This window comes from Streptomyces sp. NPDC001407 (genome assembly GCF_042895325.1).
Classification (GTDB): Bacteria; Actinomycetota; Actinomycetes; order Streptomycetales; family Streptomycetaceae; genus Streptomyces.
Genome location: NZ_JBIAWF010000006.1, coordinates 15,730 through 38,061, shown reverse-complemented (window position 1 = coordinate 38,061; position 22,332 = coordinate 15,730). Strand labels below are relative to the sequence as shown.

At 71.7% G+C, this 22,332-nt stretch carries 21 protein-coding genes and 1 pseudogene; 11 read left to right on the top strand and 11 right to left on the bottom strand.

The features are described from left to right. Positions 1–25: 25 nt before the first annotated feature. The 5 genes from ACFY1P_RS11175 to ACFY1P_RS11155 form a co-directional block, all read right to left on the bottom strand. Positions 26–265 carry a DUF2277 domain-containing protein gene (locus ACFY1P_RS11175; protein WP_390750494.1) on the bottom strand — a complete coding sequence of 80 codons (240 nt, stop codon included), beginning with the start codon at positions 263–265 and terminating at the stop codon, positions 26–28. 53 nt (positions 266–318) lie between these two features. Then, positions 319–1,548 (bottom strand): MFS transporter, encoded by a 1,230-nt coding sequence (locus ACFY1P_RS11170; protein ID WP_361535251.1) that lies wholly within the window; start codon positions 1,546–1,548, stop codon positions 319–321. A gap of 157 nt (positions 1,549–1,705) precedes the next feature. Further along, complete coding sequence (locus tag ACFY1P_RS11165; protein WP_390750575.1) at positions 1,706–2,647, bottom strand: endonuclease/exonuclease/phosphatase family protein; 942 nt, start codon at positions 2,645–2,647, stop codon at positions 1,706–1,708. Positions 2,648–2,976: 329 nt separating this feature from the next. Continuing rightward, entirely contained in the window at positions 2,977–3,660 is a 684-nt protein-coding gene (locus tag ACFY1P_RS11160; protein ID WP_390750493.1) for a TetR/AcrR family transcriptional regulator, read from the bottom strand. After that, complete coding sequence (locus tag ACFY1P_RS11155; protein ID WP_390750492.1) at positions 3,657–5,267, bottom strand: MFS transporter; 1,611 nt, start codon at positions 5,265–5,267, stop codon at positions 3,657–3,659. The genes ACFY1P_RS11160 and ACFY1P_RS11155 overlap by 4 nt, the downstream gene beginning before the upstream one ends. Before the next feature lie 156 nt (positions 5,268–5,423). Between ACFY1P_RS11155 and panB the strand changes: the two genes are divergently transcribed. The 3 genes and pseudogenes from panB (at position 5,424) to ACFY1P_RS11140 (ending at position 8,823) form a co-directional block, all read left to right on the top strand. Continuing rightward, the gene (panB, locus tag ACFY1P_RS11150) at positions 5,424–6,293 is read left to right on the top strand and encodes a 3-methyl-2-oxobutanoate hydroxymethyltransferase (RefSeq protein ID WP_390750491.1); all 870 of its coding nucleotides are present in this window, start codon (positions 5,424–5,426) and stop codon (positions 6,291–6,293) included. A 687-nt stretch (positions 6,294–6,980) separates the two neighbouring features. Then, positions 6,981–7,996 (top strand): annotated as a pseudogene (locus tag ACFY1P_RS11145) (ATP-binding cassette domain-containing protein). Then, complete coding sequence (locus ACFY1P_RS11140; RefSeq protein WP_390750490.1) at positions 7,993–8,823, top strand: ABC transporter permease; 831 nt, start codon at positions 7,993–7,995, stop codon at positions 8,821–8,823. The pseudogene ACFY1P_RS11145 and the gene ACFY1P_RS11140 overlap by 4 nt, the downstream one beginning before the upstream one ends. Before the next feature lie 26 nt (positions 8,824–8,849). Here ACFY1P_RS11140 and ACFY1P_RS11135 read toward each other — a convergent pair whose 3' ends face one another. Continuing rightward, positions 8,850–12,233, bottom strand: a complete 3,384-nt coding sequence (locus ACFY1P_RS11135; protein ID WP_390750489.1) for a BTAD domain-containing putative transcriptional regulator — start codon at positions 12,231–12,233, stop codon at positions 8,850–8,852. A gap of 153 nt (positions 12,234–12,386) precedes the next feature. Here ACFY1P_RS11135 and ACFY1P_RS11130 point away from each other — a divergent pair, with 153 nt between their 5' ends. Continuing rightward, the gene (locus ACFY1P_RS11130) at positions 12,387–13,193 is read left to right on the top strand and encodes a site-2 protease family protein (RefSeq protein ID WP_361535797.1); all 807 of its coding nucleotides are present in this window, start codon (positions 12,387–12,389) and stop codon (positions 13,191–13,193) included. Here ACFY1P_RS11130 and ACFY1P_RS11125 read toward each other — a convergent pair. Further along, entirely contained in the window at positions 13,190–13,381 is a 192-nt protein-coding gene (locus ACFY1P_RS11125) for a hypothetical protein (protein WP_361535794.1), read from the bottom strand. The genes ACFY1P_RS11130 and ACFY1P_RS11125 overlap by 4 nt on opposite strands. A 406-nt stretch (positions 13,382–13,787) precedes the next feature. Next, positions 13,788–14,492: an NADPH-dependent F420 reductase gene (gene npdG, locus ACFY1P_RS11120; protein WP_361529964.1), complete on the bottom strand. Its 705-nt coding sequence runs from the start codon at positions 14,490–14,492 to the stop codon at positions 13,788–13,790. Between the two features lie 119 nt (positions 14,493–14,611). Between npdG and ACFY1P_RS11115 the strand changes: the two genes are divergently transcribed. Both ACFY1P_RS11115 and ACFY1P_RS11110 read left to right on the top strand, forming a co-directional pair. Next, complete coding sequence (locus ACFY1P_RS11115) at positions 14,612–15,238, top strand: hypothetical protein (protein WP_390750488.1); 627 nt, start codon at positions 14,612–14,614, stop codon at positions 15,236–15,238. Between the two features lie 113 nt (positions 15,239–15,351). Beyond that, positions 15,352–16,635: an MFS transporter gene (locus tag ACFY1P_RS11110; RefSeq protein WP_390750487.1), complete on the top strand. Its 1,284-nt coding sequence runs from the start codon at positions 15,352–15,354 to the stop codon at positions 16,633–16,635. A 156-nt stretch (positions 16,636–16,791) separates the two neighbouring features. On the opposite strand, the gene ACFY1P_RS11105 is transcribed toward ACFY1P_RS11110, so the two are convergent. Continuing rightward, complete coding sequence (locus ACFY1P_RS11105; protein WP_361529970.1) at positions 16,792–17,019, bottom strand: hypothetical protein; 228 nt, start codon at positions 17,017–17,019, stop codon at positions 16,792–16,794. A 69-nt stretch (positions 17,020–17,088) separates the two neighbouring features. On the opposite strand from ACFY1P_RS11105, the gene map reads away from it, so the two are divergent. Together map and ACFY1P_RS11095 are read left to right on the top strand one after the other, a co-directional pair. Further along, complete coding sequence (map, locus tag ACFY1P_RS11100) at positions 17,089–17,946, top strand: type I methionyl aminopeptidase (RefSeq protein ID WP_390750486.1); 858 nt, start codon at positions 17,089–17,091, stop codon at positions 17,944–17,946. Positions 17,947–18,089: 143 nt separating this feature from the next. Continuing rightward, entirely contained in the window at positions 18,090–18,752 is a 663-nt protein-coding gene (locus tag ACFY1P_RS11095; protein WP_390750485.1) for a heme oxygenase (biliverdin-producing), read from the top strand. Here the strand turns inward: ACFY1P_RS11095 and ACFY1P_RS11090 are convergent, their stop codons facing one another. Further along, positions 18,753–18,938, bottom strand: a complete 186-nt coding sequence (locus ACFY1P_RS11090) for a DUF397 domain-containing protein (protein ID WP_390750484.1) — start codon at positions 18,936–18,938, stop codon at positions 18,753–18,755. Then, the gene (locus tag ACFY1P_RS11085; protein ID WP_390750483.1) at positions 18,850–19,785 is read right to left on the bottom strand and encodes a Scr1 family TA system antitoxin-like transcriptional regulator; all 936 of its coding nucleotides are present in this window, start codon (positions 19,783–19,785) and stop codon (positions 18,850–18,852) included. Before ACFY1P_RS11085 ends, ACFY1P_RS11090 begins: the two co-directional genes overlap by 89 nt. Before the next feature lie 133 nt (positions 19,786–19,918). Between ACFY1P_RS11085 and ACFY1P_RS11080 the strand changes: the two genes are divergently transcribed. From ACFY1P_RS11080 to ACFY1P_RS11070, 3 genes are all read left to right on the top strand, one after another. After that, positions 19,919–20,149 (top strand): hypothetical protein, encoded by a 231-nt coding sequence (locus ACFY1P_RS11080; RefSeq protein ID WP_390750482.1) that lies wholly within the window; start codon positions 19,919–19,921, stop codon positions 20,147–20,149. 793 nt (positions 20,150–20,942) lie between these two features. Beyond that, positions 20,943–21,137: a hypothetical protein gene (locus ACFY1P_RS11075; protein ID WP_390750481.1), complete on the top strand. Its 195-nt coding sequence runs from the start codon at positions 20,943–20,945 to the stop codon at positions 21,135–21,137. 182 nt (positions 21,138–21,319) lie between these two features. Then, on the top strand, positions 21,320–22,279 hold the full coding sequence (locus ACFY1P_RS11070; protein WP_390750480.1) for a methyltransferase domain-containing protein: 960 nt from the start codon (positions 21,320–21,322) through the stop codon (positions 22,277–22,279). The last annotated feature ends 53 nt before the right edge of the window (positions 22,280–22,332 follow it).

The following is a 22,332-nucleotide window of genomic DNA, read 5'->3' as shown; positions in this document are numbered from 1 at the left end:
CTTGCCGGCCGGGCCGGGGCCGCGCTCACCCCGTCGCGGGGCGGCGCCCGGCGCCCGGGCCGCCCCGTATCTCCAGGCCGTCGAGCAGGGCCTTCGTGGCCAGCGCGACGGCGTCCACGGCCTGCTCGAAAACCGCCTGGTTGTGCGCGGCGGGTGCCCGGAAGCCGGACACCTTCCGTACGTACTGCAAAGCCGCCGCGTGGATGTCCTCGTCGCCCACCTCGGGCGTCACCGGCGGTCTGAGGGTCTTGATACTGCGGCACATGCCCCCAGTGTGCCGCGCGTCACCGGCGGACCGCCGCCCGTGGCCAAGGGCTGTCAGTGCGGGACGCCGGCGGACTCCGGAGCGCGGTCGCCCGGCCGCTCGCCGGAGGCGACGACCCGGGAGCCGCCCGCCGGGACGGAGCGGTCGCGGTCCAGCAGACCGGCGGTGACCGCCACGGCCAGGCCCACGACCGCCAGGACGGCGCCGACCAGGGTCGGGGAGGTCCAGCCCCAGCCGGCGGCGATGGCGGCCCCGCCGAGCCAGGCGCCACCGGCGTTGGCCAGGTTGAACGCCGAGTGGTTGGAGGCGGAGGCCAGGGTGGGGGCCTGCCGCGCCTTGTTCATGACGAGCATCTGGAGCGGTGTGGTGGTCATGAAGCCGACCGCGCCGAGGATCACGACGGTGACGAGCGCCGCCCACTTCACATGGACGGTGAAGTCGAAGAGGACCAGGACGGCGGCGAGCGCGGCCAGCGATCCGTACAGCGTGGGGCGCAGCGCCCGGTCGGTCAGGGGCCCCGCGACGAGCGCGCCGAGGGTCATGCCGATGCCGAAGAGGGCGAGCACGACGGTCACGGAGGACTCGGCGAAGCCGGTGACCTCGGTCGTCATCGAGGCGAGGTAGCTGTAGACGGCGAAGACCCCGGCGAAGCCGAAGACGGCGGTGAGCAGGCCGAGCAGCACCTGCCGGTCGCCGAGGGCGCGCAGCTCCCGGCCGAGGCCGCCGCTCCGCTCGCGCGGAATGTGCGGGACGAGGGCGGCGAGCGCGGCCATGGCGACGATCCCGATGGCCGCGACGACGAGGAAGGTGGCGCGCCAGCCGAGGTGCTGGCCGAGCAGAGTGGCCGTGGGGACGCCGACGATGTTGGCGACCGTGAGGCCGAGGAACATCGTGGCGACCGCCCGCGCCTGCCGGCCCTCGCTCACCAGACGGGCGGCGACGACCGCGCCGACGCCGAAGAACGCGCCGTGCGGGAGCCCCGCGAGCACGCGTCCGGCGATGAGCAGCCCGAAGGAGGGGGCGAGCGCGGAGGCGAGGTTCCCGATGGTGAAGAGCCCCATGAGCAGCACGAGCATGCGCTTGCGCGGGATGCGGGAGCCGAGGGCGGTGAGCAGCGGGGCGCCGATGACGACGCCGAGCGCGTAGGCGGAGACGAGGTAGCCGGCGGTGGGGACGGACGTGCCCAGGTCGTCGGCGACGTTGGGCAGCAGCCCCATCATCACGAACTCGGTCGTGCCGATACCGAAGGCGGAGACCGCGAGGGCGAGCAGCGCCAGGGGCATGGGGAAGCAGCCTTTCGAGGGGGGAGTGTGTTCGGCGGGGGACGTGGGCCTGCCGCCCACGGAAAGTTCCCCCGAAGAACAAAGCCTCTCAGGCGGATGTTCCCGCTGTCGTTCCCTTTTGCGAACGATCAGGTGAACGGCCCGGTGTACGGCCCGGTCAGAGCTTCATCCGCGCCGCCACCGGCAGGTGGTCGCTGCCCGTCTTGGGAAGGGTCCAGGCGGAGACGGGGTCCATGCCGCGCACCATGATCTGGTCGATGCGCGCCATCGGGAAGCTCGCCGGCCAGCTGAAGCCGAAGCCGTCGCCCGCGGCGCCCTGGGCGGAGCGCAGCTGAGAGGTGACGGGGGCGAGCGAGCGGTCGTTCATGGTGCCGTTGAGGTCGCCGAGGAGGAGGACCTTCTTCTCCGGCTCCTTGGCGATCGCCTGGCCGAGCGCCTCGGCGCTGTTGTCGCGCTGTCCGGCGGTGAAGCCCGCGTTGAACTTCACGCGCACCGACGGCATGTGCGCGACGTAGACGGCGACGGGGCCCTGCGGCGTCTTGACCGTGGCGCGCAGCGCACGGGTCCAGCCCATGCGGATGTCGACGGGCTGGACGAGTTCGAGCGGGTACTTGCTCCAGATGCCGACGGTGCCCTGCACGGAGTGGTACCTGTAACTGCTCGCGAGGGCCTTCTCGTACGTCGGGACGGCCGACGCCTTGAGCTCCTCCAGCGCCACCACGTCCGCGCCGGAGGCGGCGACGTCCTTGGCCGTACCGGTCGGGTCGGGGTTCTCGGCGTTGACGTTGTGGGTGGCGACGGTGAAGTTGCCGCCCTTGCCGGACTTGTCGGTGAGCAGTCCGCCGAAGAGGTTGACCCAGGCGATCGCCGGCAGCAGCAGGGCGATCAGCGCGGTCGCGGAGCGGCGCAGCACGGCGAGGACGAGCAGCACCGGTATGCCGAGGCCGAGCCACGGCAGGAAGGTCTCGGTGAGGCTGCCGAGGTTGCCCACCCGGTTGGGGAGGTGGGTGTGCAGCAGCATCAGCAGTCCGAGGAGGACCGCGAAGGCGGCGACGACGAGGCCGCGCCGCCAGACGCCCGGGCCGCGCCACTGGCCCATGAGGCGCCGGGCCCGGGCGCCGGCCCGCTCCGGACCGTTCCCGTCTCGACCCGTCTCCTGCATGTACGCCTGCGCCATCGACTGCCTCACTGATCATCCGCTGCGGCCCCCGCACGACCATAGGTGATCTCCGGTGCCGGGGCGGTCCCGTCCACCCCGGATGGGGTGTCGGTATCGAGGACGTGTCCCCGGCCCGGCCGGGTTCCGGTGGGCGGGCCGCGCGGGCGGGCTGTGACACAACGGGCATATTCGAGCGCGGCCGCCGCCCCGCGGGTCCTCGCGGGGCAGCGGCCGGGTCGTGCGGGCCGGTGGGCGGGTCGTATGGCGGGTCAGTCGGCAGGCCGGTGGGCAGGGCCCTCCGCCCTGGGCCGCGCGCCCTCCATGACGGCGTCGACGATCTCCTCGGCGAGCCCCTCCGGGAGGTCCTCCCACTCGTCGAACATGGCCCGCGAGAGCATCGGGCTGACGAAGAGGTCGGAGAGCAGCTGGACGTCGAGGTCGGAGCGGAGCTCGCCGGTGGCCACACCGCGGCGCAGCACCGTGCGGACCGTCGCGCGCCGGGCGAGGATGACGGTCCGGTGGTACTCCTTCCACAGCCTGGGGTGGGCCTGGACCTGGCTGATGACCGTGCGCAGGACTGCGGAGGAGCGCTTGGCGAGGCCGCGTCTGCGCAGCAGTTCCAGGAGGACGACGAGGTCGTCGCGGGCCGAGGTGCCGGGGAGCTCGGGGACGGCGTCGTCCATGGAGCGCAGGACGTCGAGCATCAGCTCCTCCTTGCCGGCCCAGCGCCGGTAGAGGGTGGCCTTGCCGACGCCCGCCTCGCGGGCGATCCGCTCCATGGACAGCTCGCCCATGGTGACGCCTTCCTCGAGGAGGCGCAGGACGGTCTCGACGACGGTGGTGTCGACGGCGGCGTTGCGCGGCCGGCCGCGCCGCTCGGCGGGCTCCGCCGCCGGGGCGGGGGCCGGCCCGGTCGCCGCGGTGGTCATGCCGCCCGCTGCCCGCCCGGTCATGTGCCCGCTCCCGCCTGTTCCTTCTCCGCGCCCGGCCGGGTGTCGGCCCCGTCCTGGCCGGTGGCCTCGCGGCCCGGCAGGAAGAGCGCGACGACGACCGCGCCGAGCAGGGCGACGCCCGCGGAGCCCAGCACGGTGACGTGCATGGCGTGGATGAAGGCGTCGTGGGCCGGGGCGACGAGCGCCTTGCCCTGCGGGCCGAGCTTCTCGGCGACGCCCAGGGTGGCCTCGACGGACTCGCCCGCGGCGTGCCGCGCGGAGTCGGACAGGCCGGGGACGGCGTCGAGGTCGCCGGAGATGCCGTCGCGGTAGGTGGTGGAGAGCAGGGAGCCGAGCACCGCGACCCCGAGCGCGCCGCCGACCTGCCGGAAGGTGTTGTTCACGGCGGAGCCGGAACCGGCCTTCTCGCGGGGCAGCGACTGCATGATCGAGACGGTGGCGGGCGGCATGATGTGCGCCATCGCGGTGCCCTGGAGGAAGAACAGCACCTCCAGGACCCAGATCGGGGTGTCGGTCTCGAGCAGCATGAAGCCCGCCGTGGTGGCGGCGACCAGCAGCATGCCCGCCGTGCACACGGCCTTGGCGCCGAACTTGTCGACGACGAGCCGGGCGCGCGGTGCGAAGAACATCTGGGCGGCGGCCAGCGGCAGCAGGAGCAGGCCGCTCTGGAGCGGGGTGTAGCCGCGCACGCTCTGGGTGTAGAAGACGATGAAGAAGGTCGTGCCCATCAGCGCGAAGAAGACCAGCGAGATGGAGGAGACCGCGGCGGAGAAGGCGGGGTTCTTGAAATACCGCACGTCGATGGCCGGGTGGTCGCTGCGCCGCTCGTGCAGGACGAAGGCGATCAGGACCAGCAGGCCGCCGCCGACCGTGCCGTAGACCTCGGGCCGGGTGAAGTCGGCGAGCTGGCCGCCCTTGATGATCCCGTAGACGAGGAGGACCAGGCCGACGACGGACAGCAGCACGCCGATTGGGTCGAGGCGGCCGGGCCGCGGGTCCTTGGAGTCGGGGACGAGCAGCACCATCGCGATCACGCCGATGATCACGATCGGGACGTTCACCAGGAAGACCGAGCCCCACCAGAAGTGGTCGAGCAGGAGGCCGCCGGTGATCGGCCCGATGGCGATGGCGAGCCCGACGGCCCCGGCCCAGATGCCGATGGCCCTGGGCTGCTCGTCGCGCTCGAAGACGTTCATGATGATGGCCAGGGTCGCGGGCATCACGAACGCGCCGCCGAAACCCATCACGGCGCGGAAGGCGATCAGCTCGCCGGAGGAGCCGGCGAAGGCGGAGAGCACCGAGCCGAAGCCGAACACCGCCATGCCGAAGAGCAGGACCTTCTTGCGTCCGAGCCGGTCACCGAGCAGCCCGGCGGTGAAGAGTATTCCGGCGAAGACCAGGGTGTAGGAGTTGATCGCCCACTCGAGCTGGCTCTGCGTCGCGCCCAGGCCGGTGGGGGCCGGGGAGGCGATGGTCTTCATCGCCACGTTGAGGATCGAGTTGTCGAGCACCACGATCAGGAGGCTGAACAACAGCACCGTCAGGATCGCCCACCGTCTGCGGTGGACCGCCTCGGGAACCCTGCGGGCCGGGATATCGGTCGACATGCGCACAGCCTACGTTTCTTTCGATACGAACCCGTCTCGTATTGGAAAGTCTTTGCGAAGGACCGCTCTGGTCTGCCCGGCCGGGGCGTGTCAGCATGGAGGTGATCCGGGGACGCCGTCAGGGCGCCTCGAGACGACATCACAGGAGCCACCGTCATGACGCATGTCCCGAACACCCCCGACAGCAGCCCGGCCAACCCCAAGGCGCTGTACGGCGGGAAGAGCTCCCGGCGGATCACCGTCCGCGACATCGCCGCCGCCAAGGCGCGCGGCGAGAAGTGGCCCATGCTCACCGCCTACGACGCGATGACCGCCTCCGTCTTCGACGAGTCCGGCATCCCCGTCCTGCTCGTCGGCGACTCCATGGGCAACTGTCACCTCGGCTACGACTCCACCGTGCCCGTCACGATGGACGAGATCGCGGTGCTCTCCGCCGCCGTCGTACGCGGCACCCAGCGCGCCCTCGTCGTCGCCGACCTGCCCTTCGGGTCGTATCAGGAGGGCCCCGTCCAGGCGCTGCGCAACGCCACCCGGCTGGTGAAGGAGGCGGGCGTCGGCGCGATCAAGCTGGAGGGCGGCGAGCGCTCCGCCGGGCAGATCCGGCTGCTGGTCGAGGCCGGCATCCCGGTCATGGCCCACATCGGGCTGACCCCCCAGTCGGTCAACGCCTTCGGCGGCTATCCGGTCCAGGGCCGCGGCGAGGAGGCGGCCCAGCAGCTGCTCCGCGACGCCAAGGCCGTCCAGGACGCGGGCGCGTTCTCGGTCGTCCTGGAGCTGGTCCCGGCGGAACTGGCCGCCGAGGTCACGCGCACCCTGCACATCCCGACGGTCGGCATCGGCGCGGGCCGGGAGTGCGACGCGCAGGTGCTGGTGTGGACGGACATGGCGGGCATGACGCCCGGCCGGCTGCCGCGCTTCGTGAAGCAGTACGCGCACCTGCGCGAGACGCTGGGCGAGGCGGCGCGGGCGTTCGGGGCGGAGGTCGTGGGGGAGGTTTACCCGGCGGAGGAGCACTCTTTCCACTAGCGGATTCCTGGGGTGCGGATTCGCTGCTGGGTGCGGGTTCGTTTCCGCCTGCGGCGGGCGGCCTCAAACGCCGGCCGGGCTTGGGTGGTGGGGTTCGCCGTTGTCGGGTGCGGCTTGGACGCCCTTCGGGCGTGGCCTCAATCGCCGGCCGGGCTGGGTTTGTGGTGGGTGCCGGGGGTGGGGCCTCCGGGCTGGGAACCTGGAACGCGGTGCGGGCAGCGTAAGACGTATTGGGTGCCCTGAAGTCGCACCGCGTTCCAGAACCCCACCCTCCGACCCCACCCCCGCCCACCGGAGGGTGACATCACGCTTCGGGGCACGCCATGCTTTTGTTTTTCAGCCCGTCCGGCGATTGAGGACGCGCACGCAGTGCGCTCCCGCCGCTGGGGGCACCTCCCAGCGGTAGCTGGGGGAGGCAACGGGCCCGCAGCTCGGGGTCTGGGGCGGAGCCCCAGTTTCGGGAAGGGGCGGGGTAGGGGAACAAGCCCGCCGCAGGCGCGAACCGACCCGCACCCAGGGGACTGGGGCAGTGCCCCCCCCACGCGGCGGAGCCGCACATCAGACGCAGCCGGGAAGGGGCGGGGCAGGGGAACAAAGCCCGCCGCAGGCGCAACACCCGCCCCAGCCATCGGCGAGCTGTCGGCGGACTGTAGGCGCGTTGTCAGTGGGTGCTGCGACCGTGGACCCATGACGCGAAACGACAACCGCGGCGGGAACGCCGTCGAAGTCCGGGGCCTGGTGAAGCACTTCGGTGCCACCAAAGCCCTGGACGGGGTCGACCTGGACGTACGCGAGGGCACCGTCCTCGGCGTGCTGGGCCCCAACGGCGCGGGCAAGACCACTCTGGTCCGCGCCCTGTCCACCCTCATCAGGCCCGACGCCGGCACCGCCCGCGTCGCGGGCTACGACGTACTGACCCAGCCCCGGCAGCTGCGCCGGGTCATCGGGCTGACCGGGCAGTACGCCTCGGTCGACGAGAAGCTGTCCGGCTTCGAGAACCTCTACATGATCGGGCGGCTGCTCGACCTCTCCCGCAAGGACGCCCGGCGCCGCGCCGACGCGATGCTCTCACGGAGGCGGCCAAGCGGCCCGCCATGCAGTATTCCGGCGGCATGCGCCGCCGGCTGGACCTGGCCGCGTCCATGATCGGACAGCCGGCCGTGCTCTATCTGGACGAGCCGACCACCGGCCTCGACCCCCGCACCCGCAACGAGGTGTGGGAGGAGGTCCAGCGGATGGTCGCCGAGGGCGCCACCGTCCTGCTCACCACGCAGTACATGGAGGAGGCCGAGCAGCTCGCGCAGGAGCTGACGGTCATCGACCGCGGCCGGGTGATCGCGGGCGGCCGCGTCGACGAGCTCAAGGCGAAGGTCGGCGGCCGCACCCTGGTGATCCGGCCCGCCGACCGCGGTGAGCTGTCCCGCATGGTGGGCGCGCTGGCCCACGCCGGGCTGGACGGCGTCACCGGCGCGACCGCCGACGAGGCGGAGGGCGTGGTCAGCCTCCCGCTGCTGAGCGACCAGCAACTGACCTCGGTGATCGGCATGTTGAGCGAGCGCGGCTTCGCCATCGCCGACATCGGCACCCACCTGCCCAGCCTCGACGAGGTGTTCCTGGCCATCACCGGCCAGAAGGCATCCGCCCCGGCGGCGCGGGACGACGACGCAGCCGGCGCAGACGCACTCCAGGAGGTCGCCGCGTGAGCACCGCAACGGCAACGGCGTGCGCGCCGGCGAGGAAGGCCGCCGGCGAGGGCCGGATCGGCCTCCGGGCCAACGTCCGCCACATCGGGGCGCTCGCGCGCCGCAACATGCTCCAGATCAAGCAGGACCCGGAGTCGATGTTCGACGCCGTGCTCATGCCGGTAATCTTCATCCTGCTCTTCACCTATGTCTTCGGCGGCTCCATCGGCGGCAAGGGCCACGAGCGGGAGTATCTGAACTACCTGGTCCCCGGCCTGATGGCGATGATGGGGATGAACATCTCCATGGCGGTGGGCACCGGCATCAACGACGACTTCAAGAAGGGGGTGATGGACCGCTTCCGCACCATGCCGATAGCCCGGTCCTCGGTCCTCGTCGCGAAGATCGTGGTCGAGGTCGGCCGGATGCTCATCGCGACGACGATCCTGCTGTGCATGGGCTTCGCCCTGGGCCTGACCGTCAGCACCTCGGTCCTGCACCTGCTGGCCGCGGTGGCGCTGTCGATCGTCTTCGGCGCCTCCCTGATGTGGGTCTTCATCCTGCTGGGCCTGACCATGAAGACGCCGCAGGCCGTCCAGGGCATCGCCATGCTCGTCCTGATGCCCCTCCAGTTCGGCAGCTCCATCTTCGCGCCCACGACGAACATGCCGGGCTGGCTGGAGGGCTTCACGAAGTACAACCCGCTGTCCAACCTCGCCGACGCCGCGCGGCACCTCATCAGGGGCGGCCCGGTGGCCCACTCCGTGTGGATGGTGCTCGCCTGGTCCGTCGCCATCACGGCCGTGACCGCGCCGCTGGCCGTCTCCCGCTTCCGCAGGAAGACCTGACGGCCGGGCCCGCCCGGGGCGTCGCGTCATACGAGAGCGGTGGCCTCCGCCATGGTGAGGCCGCCGCCCTCGGCGTACGCGCGCTCGTAGTCCGGGCCACCGAGCGCCGCGCGGGCCAGGGTCTCCACACGCGCCACGGTCTCGCGCTCGATGGACGGCGGGCAGTAGTCGAGGGGCCGCAGCGCCTGGGAGGCGCCCAGCAGGCGGGCCGCGGTGCCGGCGTGTTCCGCGCCGCCCATCTCGGCGTACGCCAGCGCCGCGTACTTCAGCTGGAGCGCGGCCAGTTGCGGCAGGACGAGCTGCGCCAGCACGTCGTCGGTCATCGCGAGCCCGGCCCGCAGCCGCTCCAGCGCGTCGTCGAACTTGCCCTCCAGGATGTCGAGCCAGCCGAGCTGACCGTGCATCAGGCTCTGGAAGACCACGAGGATGCCCTTGGTGAAGTCGGCCATCAGCTCGTCGAAGATCTCCCGGGCCTCGGCCGTGCGGCCGTCGCGGGCGATCCGGCCGGCGAGCTGGACCCGGGCGAAGGCGGACGCCTCCGGGTTGGCCTTGTCGGCCTCCCTGATCGCCTGCCGGAGCATCTCCTCCCCCTCCGCGACGCCGATGGCCCCCGTCTCCAGCAACGCCTCGGCCAGCCGGGCCCGAATGGCGGGCACCTCGCCCATGGCACCGAGCTCCACCGCCTGGTCGACGGCCTCGCGGTACGCCTCCGCGGCGAGCGCGAACTCGCTCCGCCGCTCGTACGCCTCGCCGCGCCCGGACAACGCCTCGGCCACGCCCCAGGCGTCCCCGATCCGGCGGAAGATCCCCAGGGCCTCCTCGGCGTCCCGCGCGCCCTGCGCCAGCCACCCCTTGCGGTCGTTGAGGATCTTGGCGCGGAGCTGGAGGGCGTGGGCGAGCTCCCAGTCGTAGCCGAGCTCGCGGCAGCGCGCCACGCCCGAGTCCACGGCCGCCTGCACGCCGTCGAAGTCGCCGGACAGCAGGATCGCGAAGAACCACATGAAGCCCGGCACCCGGCAGTTCTGCGGCTGCCCGTCGCCGTACGCCTCCAGCACGCCGCGCATCCGCTGCTTCATCTCGGGCGTGCCGATCACCAGCATGTTGCTCTCGGCGTTGGCGAGCGCGATCATCCGCGCCTGGCGGCGGGCCTCGGTCAGCAGCTCCCCCGACATCGGCGGGGGCGCGTCGGTGCAGCCCACATACAGCGGAGGGGCTGGTTCCACGGGGTCCGCGAAGGGGTCCGGGCCCAGCGCCGCGGCCGCCTCCGCCCAGGCGCGGACATCACCGCGGTGGTCCCGCAGCTGCCAGAACCAGGCCAGGGACAGCACCAGGCACAGCGCCTCCTGCTCGTCCCGGGCGGCGATGGATCTGCGCAACGCGCTGCGCAGATTGTCGTGTTCGAGCTCCAGCCGGTCCAGCCAGACGCGCTGCTCGGGCCCGCGCAGCAGCGGGTCGGCGGTGCGCGCGAGCTCCCGGTAGGCCACGATGTGGCGGCGCTCGACGGCCGTACGCTCCCCGGCCTCGTCCAGCCGCTCGGCGGCGTACTCCCCCACGGTCTCCAGCAGGCGGTAGCGCATGTCGCCGTCGGCGGCGGGCGCGGCGACGACCAGCGACTTGTCGACCAGCGAGCCGAGCAGCGCGGCGACGTCCCACGGCCCGACGTCTCCCCCCGCGCACACTTCCTCGGCCTTGCCGAGGTCGCAGCCGCCGGAGAAGACGGACAGCCTGCGCAGAACGGCCCGTTCGGGCGCGTCGAGGAGGTCCCAGGACCAGTCGACGACCGCGCGCAGGGTCTGCTGGCGCGGCAGGACCGTACGGCTGCCCGAGGTCAGCAGCCGGAAGCGGTCGTCGAGGCGGTCGGCGAGCCCGCGGGGGGTGAGCATCCGCAGCCGGGCGGCGGCCAGTTCGATGGCCAGCGGCAGGCCGTCCAGCCGCCGGCAGATCTCGGCGCACGCCTCGGGGTCGTCCTCGACGCGGAAGCCGGGGCTGGCGGCGGCGCCCCGGTCGGCGAGCAGCCGCAGCGCGACGGGGTCGGGCAGCGGATCCACGGGGCGCACCAACTCGCCCGGTACGGCGAGCGGTTCGCGGCTCGTGGCGAGCACGGTGACGTCGGGGCAGCGCGCGAGGAGGGTCTCGGCGAGGCGGGCGGCGGCGTCGACGACGTGCTCGCAGTTGTCGAGCACGAGCAGCATGCGGCGCGGCGCGCAGTGCTCGGCGAGCCGGTCCAGCGGGTCGAGCGAGGCGGCCTCGGCCCGTACGCCCTCGGCGGTGGTGCCGCGCACGACGGTCTCGCGCGCGCCGAGCGCGGTGAGCACGGCCTCGGGCACGGTGCCGGGGTCGTCGACGGGCGCGAGCTCGGCGAGCCACACGCCGTCCGGCCAGCCGCCGCCCGCGTCGGCCGCCGTCTCCGCGGCCTCCTGCGACAGCCGCGTCTTCCCGGCGCCGCCGGGCCCGAGCAAGGTCACCAGCCGGTGCCGCCCGAGGTCGCCGCGTATGCGCTCCAGATCTCCTTCCCGCCCGACGAAGGAGGTGAGCCGGGCACGGAGATTGCCGTGCCGGGTCGCGCCGTACGGGGCGTGCGGGGCGGGAGCGGCGCCGGGCGCGGGCACCCCGGACGAACCGGGGCCACCGCCCGGCGTGGCGGCGTCCTGCGACGCGGCCGCTCCGCCCGGCGCCGACGGAACCGAGTCATCCCCCGACAGCAGCTCCGCGTGCAGGGCGCGCAGCTCCGGGCCCGGGTCCGCGCCCAGGCGGTCGGCTATCGCGGCACGGACCGTCTCGTACGCCGCGAGGGCCTCCGCCGGGCGGCCCGCGGCGCGCAGGGCACGCAGGTGGAGGGCGTGCAGCGGCTCGTCCAGGGGGTGGTCGGCGCAGAGCTCGGCCAGTTCCGGCAGGGCCCGCTCCGCGCGGCCGAGGGCGACCGCCGCGGCGAGCCGCCCACGGCGGGCGTCGAGGTGCCGGGCCTCGTAGCGGCCCGCCATCGCCGAGCGGCCGGGCAGGTCGGCGAGCACGGGGCCGCGCCAGAGGGCGAGGGCCTCGCCGAGCAGCGCTTCGGCCCGCTCGGGGGCACCGGCGGCGAGCGCGGCCGCCCCCTCGTCGGCGAGCCGCTGGAAGCGGTGCAGGTCGACGTCGTCGGGCTCGGCGCACAGGCGGTAGCCGCCGTCCACGGAGGCCACCGCGTCCGGGCCGAGCGCGCGCCGCAGCCGTCCGACGAGCGCCTGGAGCGCACCGGCCGCGTCGGCGGGCGGTTCGTCGTCCCAGACGGCGCCGATCAGCGCCTGCGCGGTGCGGGTGCGCCCCGGGTGCAGGGCGAGCGCCGCGAGGAGCGCGCGCAGCCGGGGGCCGCCGACGCCGGTGGGACGGCCGTCGCCGGAATGGGCCTGGGTGGTGCCGAGGATGCCGTAGCGCACGGACCCATTCTCCCCGGCCCGTCCACCCGGTTTTTCCACCGGCCCTCGCACGCGTTACGCGGACGCGGCCGGAGGAAGTACGGTTCGCCCCGTACGTTCGTACACCCGGGGCATTCCCGGCGGCACCGGTCAAACCCTCAGGAGCGCACACCTATGTCAACAGCGACCCGCGGCGAACGGCGCGTGAGCCCCGTCTTCCTCGCCCTCGTCGCCATCATGGCGGTCTCCATATGGGCGGTGTGGACGGACTTCTCGGCGAGCCCCGGCTTCGCCGTCTTCCTCTTCATCGTCTCGGGCTGGATCGTCTCGCTCTGCCTGCACGAGTACGCGCACGCGCGCTCCGCGCTCTTCGGCGGTGACATCTCGGTGGGGGCGAAAGGTTATCTGACACTCGACCCGCTGAAGTACACGCACGCCGTGCTCAGCATCGTCCTGCCGGTGATCTTCGTGATCATGGGCGGGATCGGCCTGCCCGGCGGCGCGGTCTTCATCGAGCGGCACCGCATCCGCAGCCGCTGGAAGCAGAGCCTGGTCTCGGCGGCGGGCCCGCTGACGAACGCCCTCTTCGCGGCCGTCGTCGCGGCGCCCTTCTGGCTGGACGCGATGGACGGCGTGCCGGACCACTTCCGCTACGCCCTGGGCTTCATGGTGCTGCTCCAGGTCACCGCGGCGATCCTGAACTTCCTGCCGGTGCCGGGCCTGGACGGCTACGGCGTGATCGAGCCCTGGCTCTCCCACGGAATCCGCCGGCAGGTGGAGCCCTTCGCGCCGTTCGGCCTGCTCGCGGTCTTCGGCTTCCTGTGGATCCCCGAGGTGAACCACGCCTTCTTCGACATGATCAACTCGCTGCTGCGCGGCCTGGGCGTGACGGAGTGGGACACCTACTGGGGACGCCAGCTGTTCCGCTTCTGGCAGGGCACGCCGGACATCCCGCGGCTCAGCGACATCGTCATCGGCTAGCGGCCTGCGGCCTGCTCGGCGGCCCGGTCGTTCTTCGCCTTGCGCACGTAGTACCAGGCGATGTTGGACGAGACGCCGAGCAGCAGCACCCAGACGACGCCGAGCCAGCTGCCCTGCACGAACGAGATGACGGCCGCGACGGCCGCGAGGACGCATACGGCGATGGCGTAGAGGGCGAGGCGGGGCATGGGGGACGGCTCCTGTCGGGGCGGGCGTTGTTTCCTGGCCATTGTCCCCCAGGGGCGAGGTGCACCTGCGGCGGGCTTTGTTCCCCAGCCCCGCCCCTTCCCGAAACCGGGGCTCTGCCCCAGACCCCGATGTGCAGGTACGTCGGCTGACGCGCAGCGCCTGCGGCGCTCGTCCTCAAACGCCGGACGGGCTGGATTTGGCTGATGTGAGTGCCAATCCAGCCCGTTGGGGGCACCTCTGGGGGCACCCCCGGACGGAGTCTGGGGGAGGTAGCTGGGGGAGTTTGAGGACACCGCGCGGAGCGCGGTCAAGGGGGCCCGGGGTCTCCCCGGTTTCGGGAAGGGGCGGGGCTGGGGAACAAAGCGCCGCAGGCGAAGCGGACCCGCACCCCACAACGGCGAACCCCTACACGTCCGTCACCCGCAACCCCGCATGCGCCTTGTACCGCCGATTCACAGAAATCAGATTCGCCACCAACGACTCCACCTGATGCGCATTCCGCAGCCGCCCCGCGAAAACCCCCCGCATCCCCGGAATGCGAGCGGCCAGCGCCTGCACAAGATCCGTGTCGGCCCGTGCCTCGCCCAGGACCATCACATCCGTGTCGATCTCGGCGATCTCCGGGTCGGACAGCAGCACCGCCGACAGGTGGTGGAAGGCGGCGGTCACCCGGGAGTCCGGCAGCAGGGCGGCGGCCTGCTCGGCGGCGCTGCCCTCCTCCGGCTTCAGCGCGTAGGCGCCCTTCTTGTCGAAGCCGAGCGGGTTGACGCAGTCGATCACCAGCTTCCCGGCGAGCTCCTCGCGCAGCGACTCCAGGGTCTTCGCGTGCCCGTCCCACGGCACGGCGACGATCACGATGTCGCTGCGCCGCGCGCACTCGGCGTTGTCCGCGCCCTCGACGCCCAGGCCCAGCTCCTCGGCGGCGGTCCGCGCGCGCTCGGCGGCGCGCGAGCCGATGATCACCCGCTGGCCGGCCTTCGCCAGCCGGTAGGCGAGGCCGCGCCCCTGGTCACCGGTGCCGCCGAGCACGCCGACCACGAGCCCGGAGACGTCGGGCAGGTCCCAGGGGTCCTTGGCGGGGGCCTTCTTCGTGTCGTCAGAAGTAGTCATGGGAGCGATCCTGTCACGCAGACCCGGAGGGATCGCCTCCGGCGTTTCCCGGCCCGTACGGGTGAGAACCCGGGCAACCCGCCCCAGGGCCACACCGCGGCACGGCACAATCCAGCCGCATGGATGCCGTACGCGTCGCGCTCCTGCGCGAAGTCCTCGCCGGAACGGAATGGCTCCAGTCCACCCGCCGCTTCGCGGGAACGCTGCGGACGTCGGTCACCCGCAACCACGGCGGCCTGCTCCTCGTCGGCACCGCGGAGTACGAACCCTGGCACCTGGCCGCCCATCTGGACGACGAGGCCGCCTGGTCCGGCCTGCCGGAGCTGTCGCCCACCCTCGTGCGGCACCGGGTCCCGCCCGGCGGCCCCGCGCACCTGTCGGTCGGTCTCGGCCGGCTCGCCGCGGCCCGGCGGGGCGAGACGCTGCTGGTGGTGACGGACCGGCGGCCCGGCGCGGAGATGCTGGAGCGGGTGCACGACGTGCGCCGCGGCGGGGCGACCGTGCTCGCCCTGGACGGCACCCCGGACGGTACGGACTCCGAGCTGTGCGCCCTCGCCCACGACCGGTTGACCGTGCCCGCCTCGCCGTCCTCCACCACCACCGAACTCGACCTCGACACCGTGCAGCACCTGGTCAGCGCCGCCGCCGGGGAGAACAGCCCGCCCACCCGGCGCGGCCACCGCTTCCGCGACCGGCTGGCGCGCCTCGCCGACCAGTTGACGGCCCCGCCGCCGCCCCGCTGGTGACGATTCCGCAGAAAACGGTTTGCTCCACCCGGCCCGGTTACGGACCATGGTCTCCCGTGACTGCGCAAGACCCCCCTTCCGAACCTTCCGCCCCTTCCGCCCCTTCCGCCCCCGTGCCCGGCCGCCGCCTGCGCGCGCTGCTGCCCGACCTGTCCCCCTGGCGCTCCTCCCCCGACTACCGCCGGATGTGGCTGGCCGGGCTGGTGACGGTCTTCGGCACGTTCCTGACCTTCATCGCGGTGCCGCTCCAGCTCAAGGAGCTGACCGGCTCGGCACTCGCCGTGGGCGCGGTCGGCGCGGTCGAGCTCGTCCCCCTGATCGTCTTCGGCCTCTACGGCGGCGCGCTCGCCGACGCCCTCGACCGCCGCAAGCTGATCCTGTGGACCGAGGCCGGACTCGGGGTCCTGTCGGTCATCCTGCTGCTCAACACGCTGCTGCCGGACCCGATGATCTGGCCGCTGTACGTGGTGGCGGCGCTGACCAGTGCCCTGAGCGGGCTCCAGCGCCCCGCGATGCAGGCGATCGTGCCGCGCATCGTCGCGCACGACCAGCTCCCCGCGGCCATCGCCCTGAACTCGATGCGCTGGCAGCTCGGCGCCATCGCGGGCCCGTCCCTGGCCGGCCTGATCATCGCGTTCGCGGGGCTGCCGTGGGCGTACACCCTCGACATCGTCTCGTACGCCGTCTCCGGCCTGCTGCTGCTCGGCCTCGCCCCCTCACCCGCCGCGCGCGAGGCACGCAAGCCGTCGCTGCGCGGCATCCTGGAGGGCGGCCGCTACGCGTGGAGCCGCAAGGAACTGCTCGGGACGTACGCCATCGACATGGCGGCCATGCTGTTCGCCTTCCCCACCGCGATCTTCCCCTTCCTCGCCGACGACCTGGGCGCGCCCTGGGCACTGGGCCTGATGTACTCGGCCGGCGCGGTCGGCTCCCTCGTCGTGAGCCTGACCAGCGGCTGGGCCTCCCGCGTCCACCGGCACGGGCGGATGGTCGTCCTCGCCGCCCTCGGCTGGGGCGCGGCGATGGCCGTGGCCGGCTGGATGCACAGCGTCTGGCTGGTGCTGCTGTTCCTCGCGGTGGCGGGCGGCTGCGACATGGTGAGCGGCCTCTTCCGCTCCGCGATCTGGGACCAGACCATCCCGGACGAACTCCGCGGCCGCCTGGCGGGCATAGAGATGCTCTCCTACTCCCTGGGCCCCCAGATAGGCCAGGTCCGGGCGGGCGGCATGGCTTCGCTGACGAATGCGCGGACGTCTGTGTGGGCGGGGGGTGTCGCCTGTGTGGCCTCGGTGGGGTTGCTGGCTGTCGCCTTGCCCAAGCTTCTGGCTTATGACGGGCGGACGGATGAGCATGCGGTTCGTATGCGGGCGTCCAAGGCGATGGCTGAGGCGGCGTAGTAGCAAGCTCCCAGCCCCCCTATTCAGCCCGTCCGGCGTTTGAGGACAGCGCGCGAAGCGTGCTTCGGGGTCTGGGGCGGAGCCCCAGTTTCGGGAAGGGGCGGGGCTGGGGAAAAAGCCCGCCGCAGGCGCCACGCACCCGCCCCCCAACCCCCGTCACTCCCCCGACGGCCGCCCCCCGTCGTCGTTCCAACGAGGATCCTCCCGCCACTCCTCATTCCGCTCGCGCGCCGTCTCCATCGCATGAGCCGCCTCCTCCCGCGTCCCATAAGGACCCATCCGGTCGGCGGCCCGGCACTCCGGCCCCTCCTCCACCACGCCGTGCTTGAGGCAGAAGTACCACTCCCCCGCCTGGCCGGCCGTACGCCTCTTGAACAGTGCCATCAGCTCTCCCAACACTCATCGGGCTCTCGCCCACATGCTCCCCGATGCGCCCTGGATACACTCGCTGACATGTCTGGCCAGTCGCTTCTCAGTCCGGGGACGCTCTCCCCCACCCGCTCCGTGCCCGCCTCGATCCCGCGGCCCGAGTACGTCGGCAAGGACATGCCGACGCCGTACGACGGCGCCGAGGTCCAGAGCGCCGAGACGATCGAGCGGATGCGGATCGCGGGCCGCATCGCCGCGCGGGCGATGGAGGAGGCGGCCAAGCTCATCGCTCCGGGCGTGACGACGGACGAGCTGGACCGCGTCGCGCACGAGTACATGTGCGACCACGGCGCCTACCCCTCCACGCTCGGCTACCGCGGCTTCCCCAAGTCGCTGTGCGCCTCCGTGAACGAGGTCATCTGCCACGGCATCCCCGACTCGACCGTGCTGCGCGACGGCGACATCGTCAATCTCGACGTGACGGCCTTCATCGGCGGTGTGCACGGCGACAACAACGCCACCTACCTGTGCGGCGACGTGGACGAGGAGTCCCGCCTGCTGGTCGAGCGGACGCGCGAGGCGCTGAACCGCGCGATCAAGGCCGTCAAGCCGGGCCGCCGGATCAACATCATCGGCCGGGTCATCGAGTCGTACGCCAAGCGCTTCGGCTACGGCGTCGTCCGTGACTTCACCGGTCACGGCATCAACTCGTCCTTCCACTCCGGCCTGATCGTCCCGCACTACGACAGCCCCCACCACGACACCCTGATCCAGCCCGGGATGACCTTCACCATCGAGCCGATGCTGACGCTGGGGACGTACGAGTACGACATGTGGGCGGACGGCTGGACGGTCGTCACGAAGGACCGCAAGCGGACCGCGCAGTTCGAGCACACGCTGGTGGTCACGGACTCCGGGGCGGAGATCCTGACCCTGCCGTAAGGCGGCCGGGGGCGGTAAGGTTTTACCGACAGCACGTCGGGAACCCATTGACTTAGGTAAGCCTAAGTAGAGAGTATCGGTATCGCAGGCGCGCCCGCGCCCCGTCCCGCCACTCCCGCCCCCTCGGCCTCCGGAGGTCCGCCTTGGACGCGCCCGCCAGCACGCCGTTCTCCACGCTGATCCGCACCGCCTCGCACGAGCAGCACACGGAGGCCGAGAACTCGTCCTTCATGAGCGACATGCTCGGCGGCCGGCTCGGCGTCGCCGCCTACCGCCGCTATACGGAACAGCTCTGGTTCGTCTACCGCGCCCTGGAATCCGCTTCGGCGGCCCTCGCGGACGACCCGGTGGCGGGCCCCTTCATACGTCCCGAGCTGACCCGCACGCCCGAGCTGGAGCGCGACCTGGCCCACCTCGGCGGCCCTGACTGGCGCACGGGCCTTGAGCCACTCCCGGCCACCGCCGCCTACGCCGCGCGCGTCGAGGCCTGCGCCCGCGAGTGGCCCGCGGGCTATGTGGCCCACCACTACACCCGCTATCTGGGCGACCTCTCCGGCGGCCAGATCATCCGCGGCACCGCCGAGAAGACGTGGGGCTTCGCGCGCAAGGGCGACGGCGTCCGCTTCTACGTCTTCGAGGGCATCGGCAACCCGGCGGCCTTCAAGCGGGAGTACCGCGAACTGCTCGACGCGCTGCCGGTGGACGACCTGGAGAAGCAGCGGGTGGTGGACGAGTGCAAGCGCGCTTTCGCGCTGAACACGGAGGTGTTCCATGAACTGGGCCGGGAATTCCCGCTGAGCGCGTAGTCAGAGCGCGGTGAGCGTGTCCCCCCGGACGGCGGTGACGAACGAGGACCAGGCAGCCGCCGGGAGTACGAGCGCGGGGTTCCGCGGGGTCTTGCTGTCACGGACGGGGACGGCGCCGGACGCCGCGAATGCGGGGGCCCATTCGACGCAGGTTCCGCCATTCCCCTCGCTGTAGCTGGACTTCACCCATATCGCGCGGGTCAGATCGGGGGTGGTGCTCATAGTCGTACGCCTCCAAAACATGCCGAATCAGGGAGAGGGAGTCATCAAGTGACAGGCCGTTGGCACGCAGCCGCTCATAGGCCACGCGCGCTTCCGCGACCGTTACCGGTTGGTCATGCACTTGCCCCTGCACATAGTTCTCCGAATACAGGACTTCGGTCCCGTCCTTCTGCCTGAGCAAGATAAACGGCGTTCCCCTCGCAGGGGCACCGTCGAGGGGAAACACCTGAACGGTGATGTGCGGATGCTCGGCTACCGCCACCAAGTGCCGGAGTTGCCTCCGCATCACGTCAGCGCCACCCATGCCGGACCACAGCGCGGCCTCATGCAGGATGACCCAGAACGATGGAGGCTCGGGCCGCTCGAACACCTCCCGGCGCCGCATGCGGTCCTCTACGCGCTGCTTGATCAGTGGCGTCGCGTCGCCTGGCCGAGCCGCCCGGTAGACGGCTTCGGCGTACTCGGGGGTCTGCAATATGCCTGCCACCAGGATCGGCGAGTAGTCACAGACGTCCGCCGCCTCGCGCTCCAACTGGAGATACGGGATCATCCACGCCGGATTACCCGCGTCCGCCGCCCGCTGACGCATCCTGGCGTAGACCCCCGGCGTACCGAAGACCTTGTCGCACTGTTCGGCGAACTGGGCACTGGCCAGCTGCTGCCCCGTCTCGACCTTGCTGACGTAGGGCTGCCGGAAGCACAGTTTCTCGGCGAGCACGGCTTGCGACCACCCGCGCGCCTCACGGGCATACTTGATCTCCGCGCCGAACGTCCCGACAGGCGACTCCGGCGAGCCCGACTCATCGCTCATGTGTTCAACTCCCCATATTCCAGCCCGGTTTGGAATCGCTGGAACCCTGGTCAGCCTAGCGGCGCCGGTGGAATCTGAGCCTCACGGTTGATGCCCGCTCCCCATGAGCGGGACACGCGGAGGCTCGAACACAATGACGGAACCGACGGGTGCGGCCCTGTGGACCGGCTACCGGTCCGGCGCCCTGGTGATGGACAGGACCACCGGCCGGCTGGGCGTTTCCCACGCGTTCGACGGCGAGCGGTACACGCTCGCGGGGATCGGGAACGCCGATCGCTGGACGACACCGGCAGCGGCCGTCCGCCTGGCCACGAACGAGGAACGCCGCACCCTCGGACTCGGCCCGCGGGACGTGGACTATTGAGCGCGGAGAGCAACACCCTGCCGACTACATCCCTAGGCTGCCTGCCCCTCTACCGGACGCCCCCTCACCCCGTGAGGTTGACTCTCCCTCTTCCCGACACAGGAGCAGGTCCCAAGCGCCCGTCCGGCCTTCGACTTGGCAGGTCTGGCCGGACGGGTCAGCAAGTGCAGTTACTCCCCATCAGCGATGATCGGAGGCGCGCACCATGGCCAACTGTTCAGCCTGTAACGGCATGGGTCGAACGATCTACACGGACTCGGACGGGAAGATGAAGGATCTTCCCTGCTCGGTCTGCAACGGGTCTGGGCAAGTAGCGGACCCCCGGACAACGGCCCTTCTCCCAACTAGCACGTCGGCAGTACCTTGCCCGTGTCGCGTTCAACGGGCAGAGAGGCCAGCGAAGATGGCGGAACGGTCAGAGGACAGAGCATCAGGCGAACCGGTCGAGTGGACCGACCCGAAACAGGCCCACGTGGTCGAGCACTTCCGCAACGAAGTAGCTGAAGCGGTCCGACAGGGCAGGCGCGGATGCGCCAACTGCCGGGGTCTCGGGAAAATCGTCATGGTCAACAACGGGGAGCCCGTCAGCTACCCGTGCTCGTGCAGTGCTTAGCACCCCACAACGCCCCGCCCACACGCTTCCCCGAGGCATACGGGCGGGGCTCTTTCGCGCCAGCGGTTCCCTGAGACACAGTCGAGCCACCTGGTCCGTCACGCCTGCGCGGAGCGCCCGTGCGGGCGCGGCCTCAAAGCCGCTCCTCGATGGCAAAGTCCGTTCCTGCCCTGCGGCACAGTGCGGGAGCGGCCCCTCGCGGACACCTTGGGCGGCACCGAGTGGCGGAGCGCGCTGGAGAACATCCCGGCTCGCGCGGAGAACCCGTGCGACCCCGACTGCCTCCCGGCGCTGGACGGGGGTGACTGCGCCCCCGCGGAGCAGGAAGCATGTGACCCCGCGTACGCCGACATCGGCGACGGCGACAAGAAGTGAGAGTGATGCCCGTGGGCTGGAAGCCGCACGCGCGACGACTCGCCGCGCAGGTGACCGACCCCGTCTCGCGATGGGGTGTGCCGATCTCCGAGACTCCCCGCCACGCGTTCGTACCCCGGTGGTGGGAGCGGGCCGACGACGGATGGCTGTTGCACGATGGGCCCGGAGAGCCGGAAGCGTGGATGACCGCCACCTACTCGGATCAGACGCTCGTCACCCAGATCGGGCCGCTCCACGCCGACCACGCGGAAGCCGACGAGATCACCTCCGGCCGACCGACATCGTCCTCGACGCTTCCGGGCCTGGTCGTCAAGATGTACCGCTACGGCCGACTGTATGAAGGCGCCGATCTTCTCGACGTCGCCACGGGCTCGGGCTACGGAACCGCTCTCGCGGCACGCGCACTTGGGGAACAGCACGTCACAGCGCTGGACGTCGACCCCTACCTCGCAGAAGCCGCGCGGGAGCGCCTCGATCGCATCGGGCTTCAGCCGAACGTCATCACGTGCGACGCAACGGGTCCGATCCCGGGCGACTACGACCGGATCGTGTCCATGGTCTCCGCCTGGCCCGTTCCGGCCTCATGGCTGTCCGCGCTCCGGCCCGGCGGACGTCTCGTGACCACCATCGCGAACACCTCGATGATCCTCACGGCATGGAAGACCGATGACGGCGGGGCAGTCGGACAGATCGAACGCGACTGGGCCGGATTCATGCACACCCGCCAAGGCGACGACTATCCGCCCGGACTCGGGAGCCGACTCGACGCGATCAAGGACTCGGAGGGAGAGCACGTCACCCAGGGTCGGTACCCGGTCCTGAACCTCAGTGACGCATGGGAACTGCGGTCGATGCTCGAACTCTCCGCCCCCGGAGTGGAAACCCACTATCGGCAGGAGGGCGGGCAGCGCACCGCATGGCTCATCCACGAGGATGGATCACGGGCGCGGGCGACTGCCGCACGGCTGGAGCCGCCCACCGTTCACCAGGGTGGGCCCCGCCGACTCTGGGACGCCCTCGAACGCATCCGGCATCGGCAGAACGCGGAGGGTGGCCTACCGGTTTACGGCAGTCGCGTGGAGATCGAATCTGACGGGACCTGCCATCTCTCACGGGGCAAGTGGTCCGCGGTCATCAAGTAGCCCCGATGACCGCCCCGCCCACACGCTTCTCCCGAAGGGCGTGTGGGCGAGGC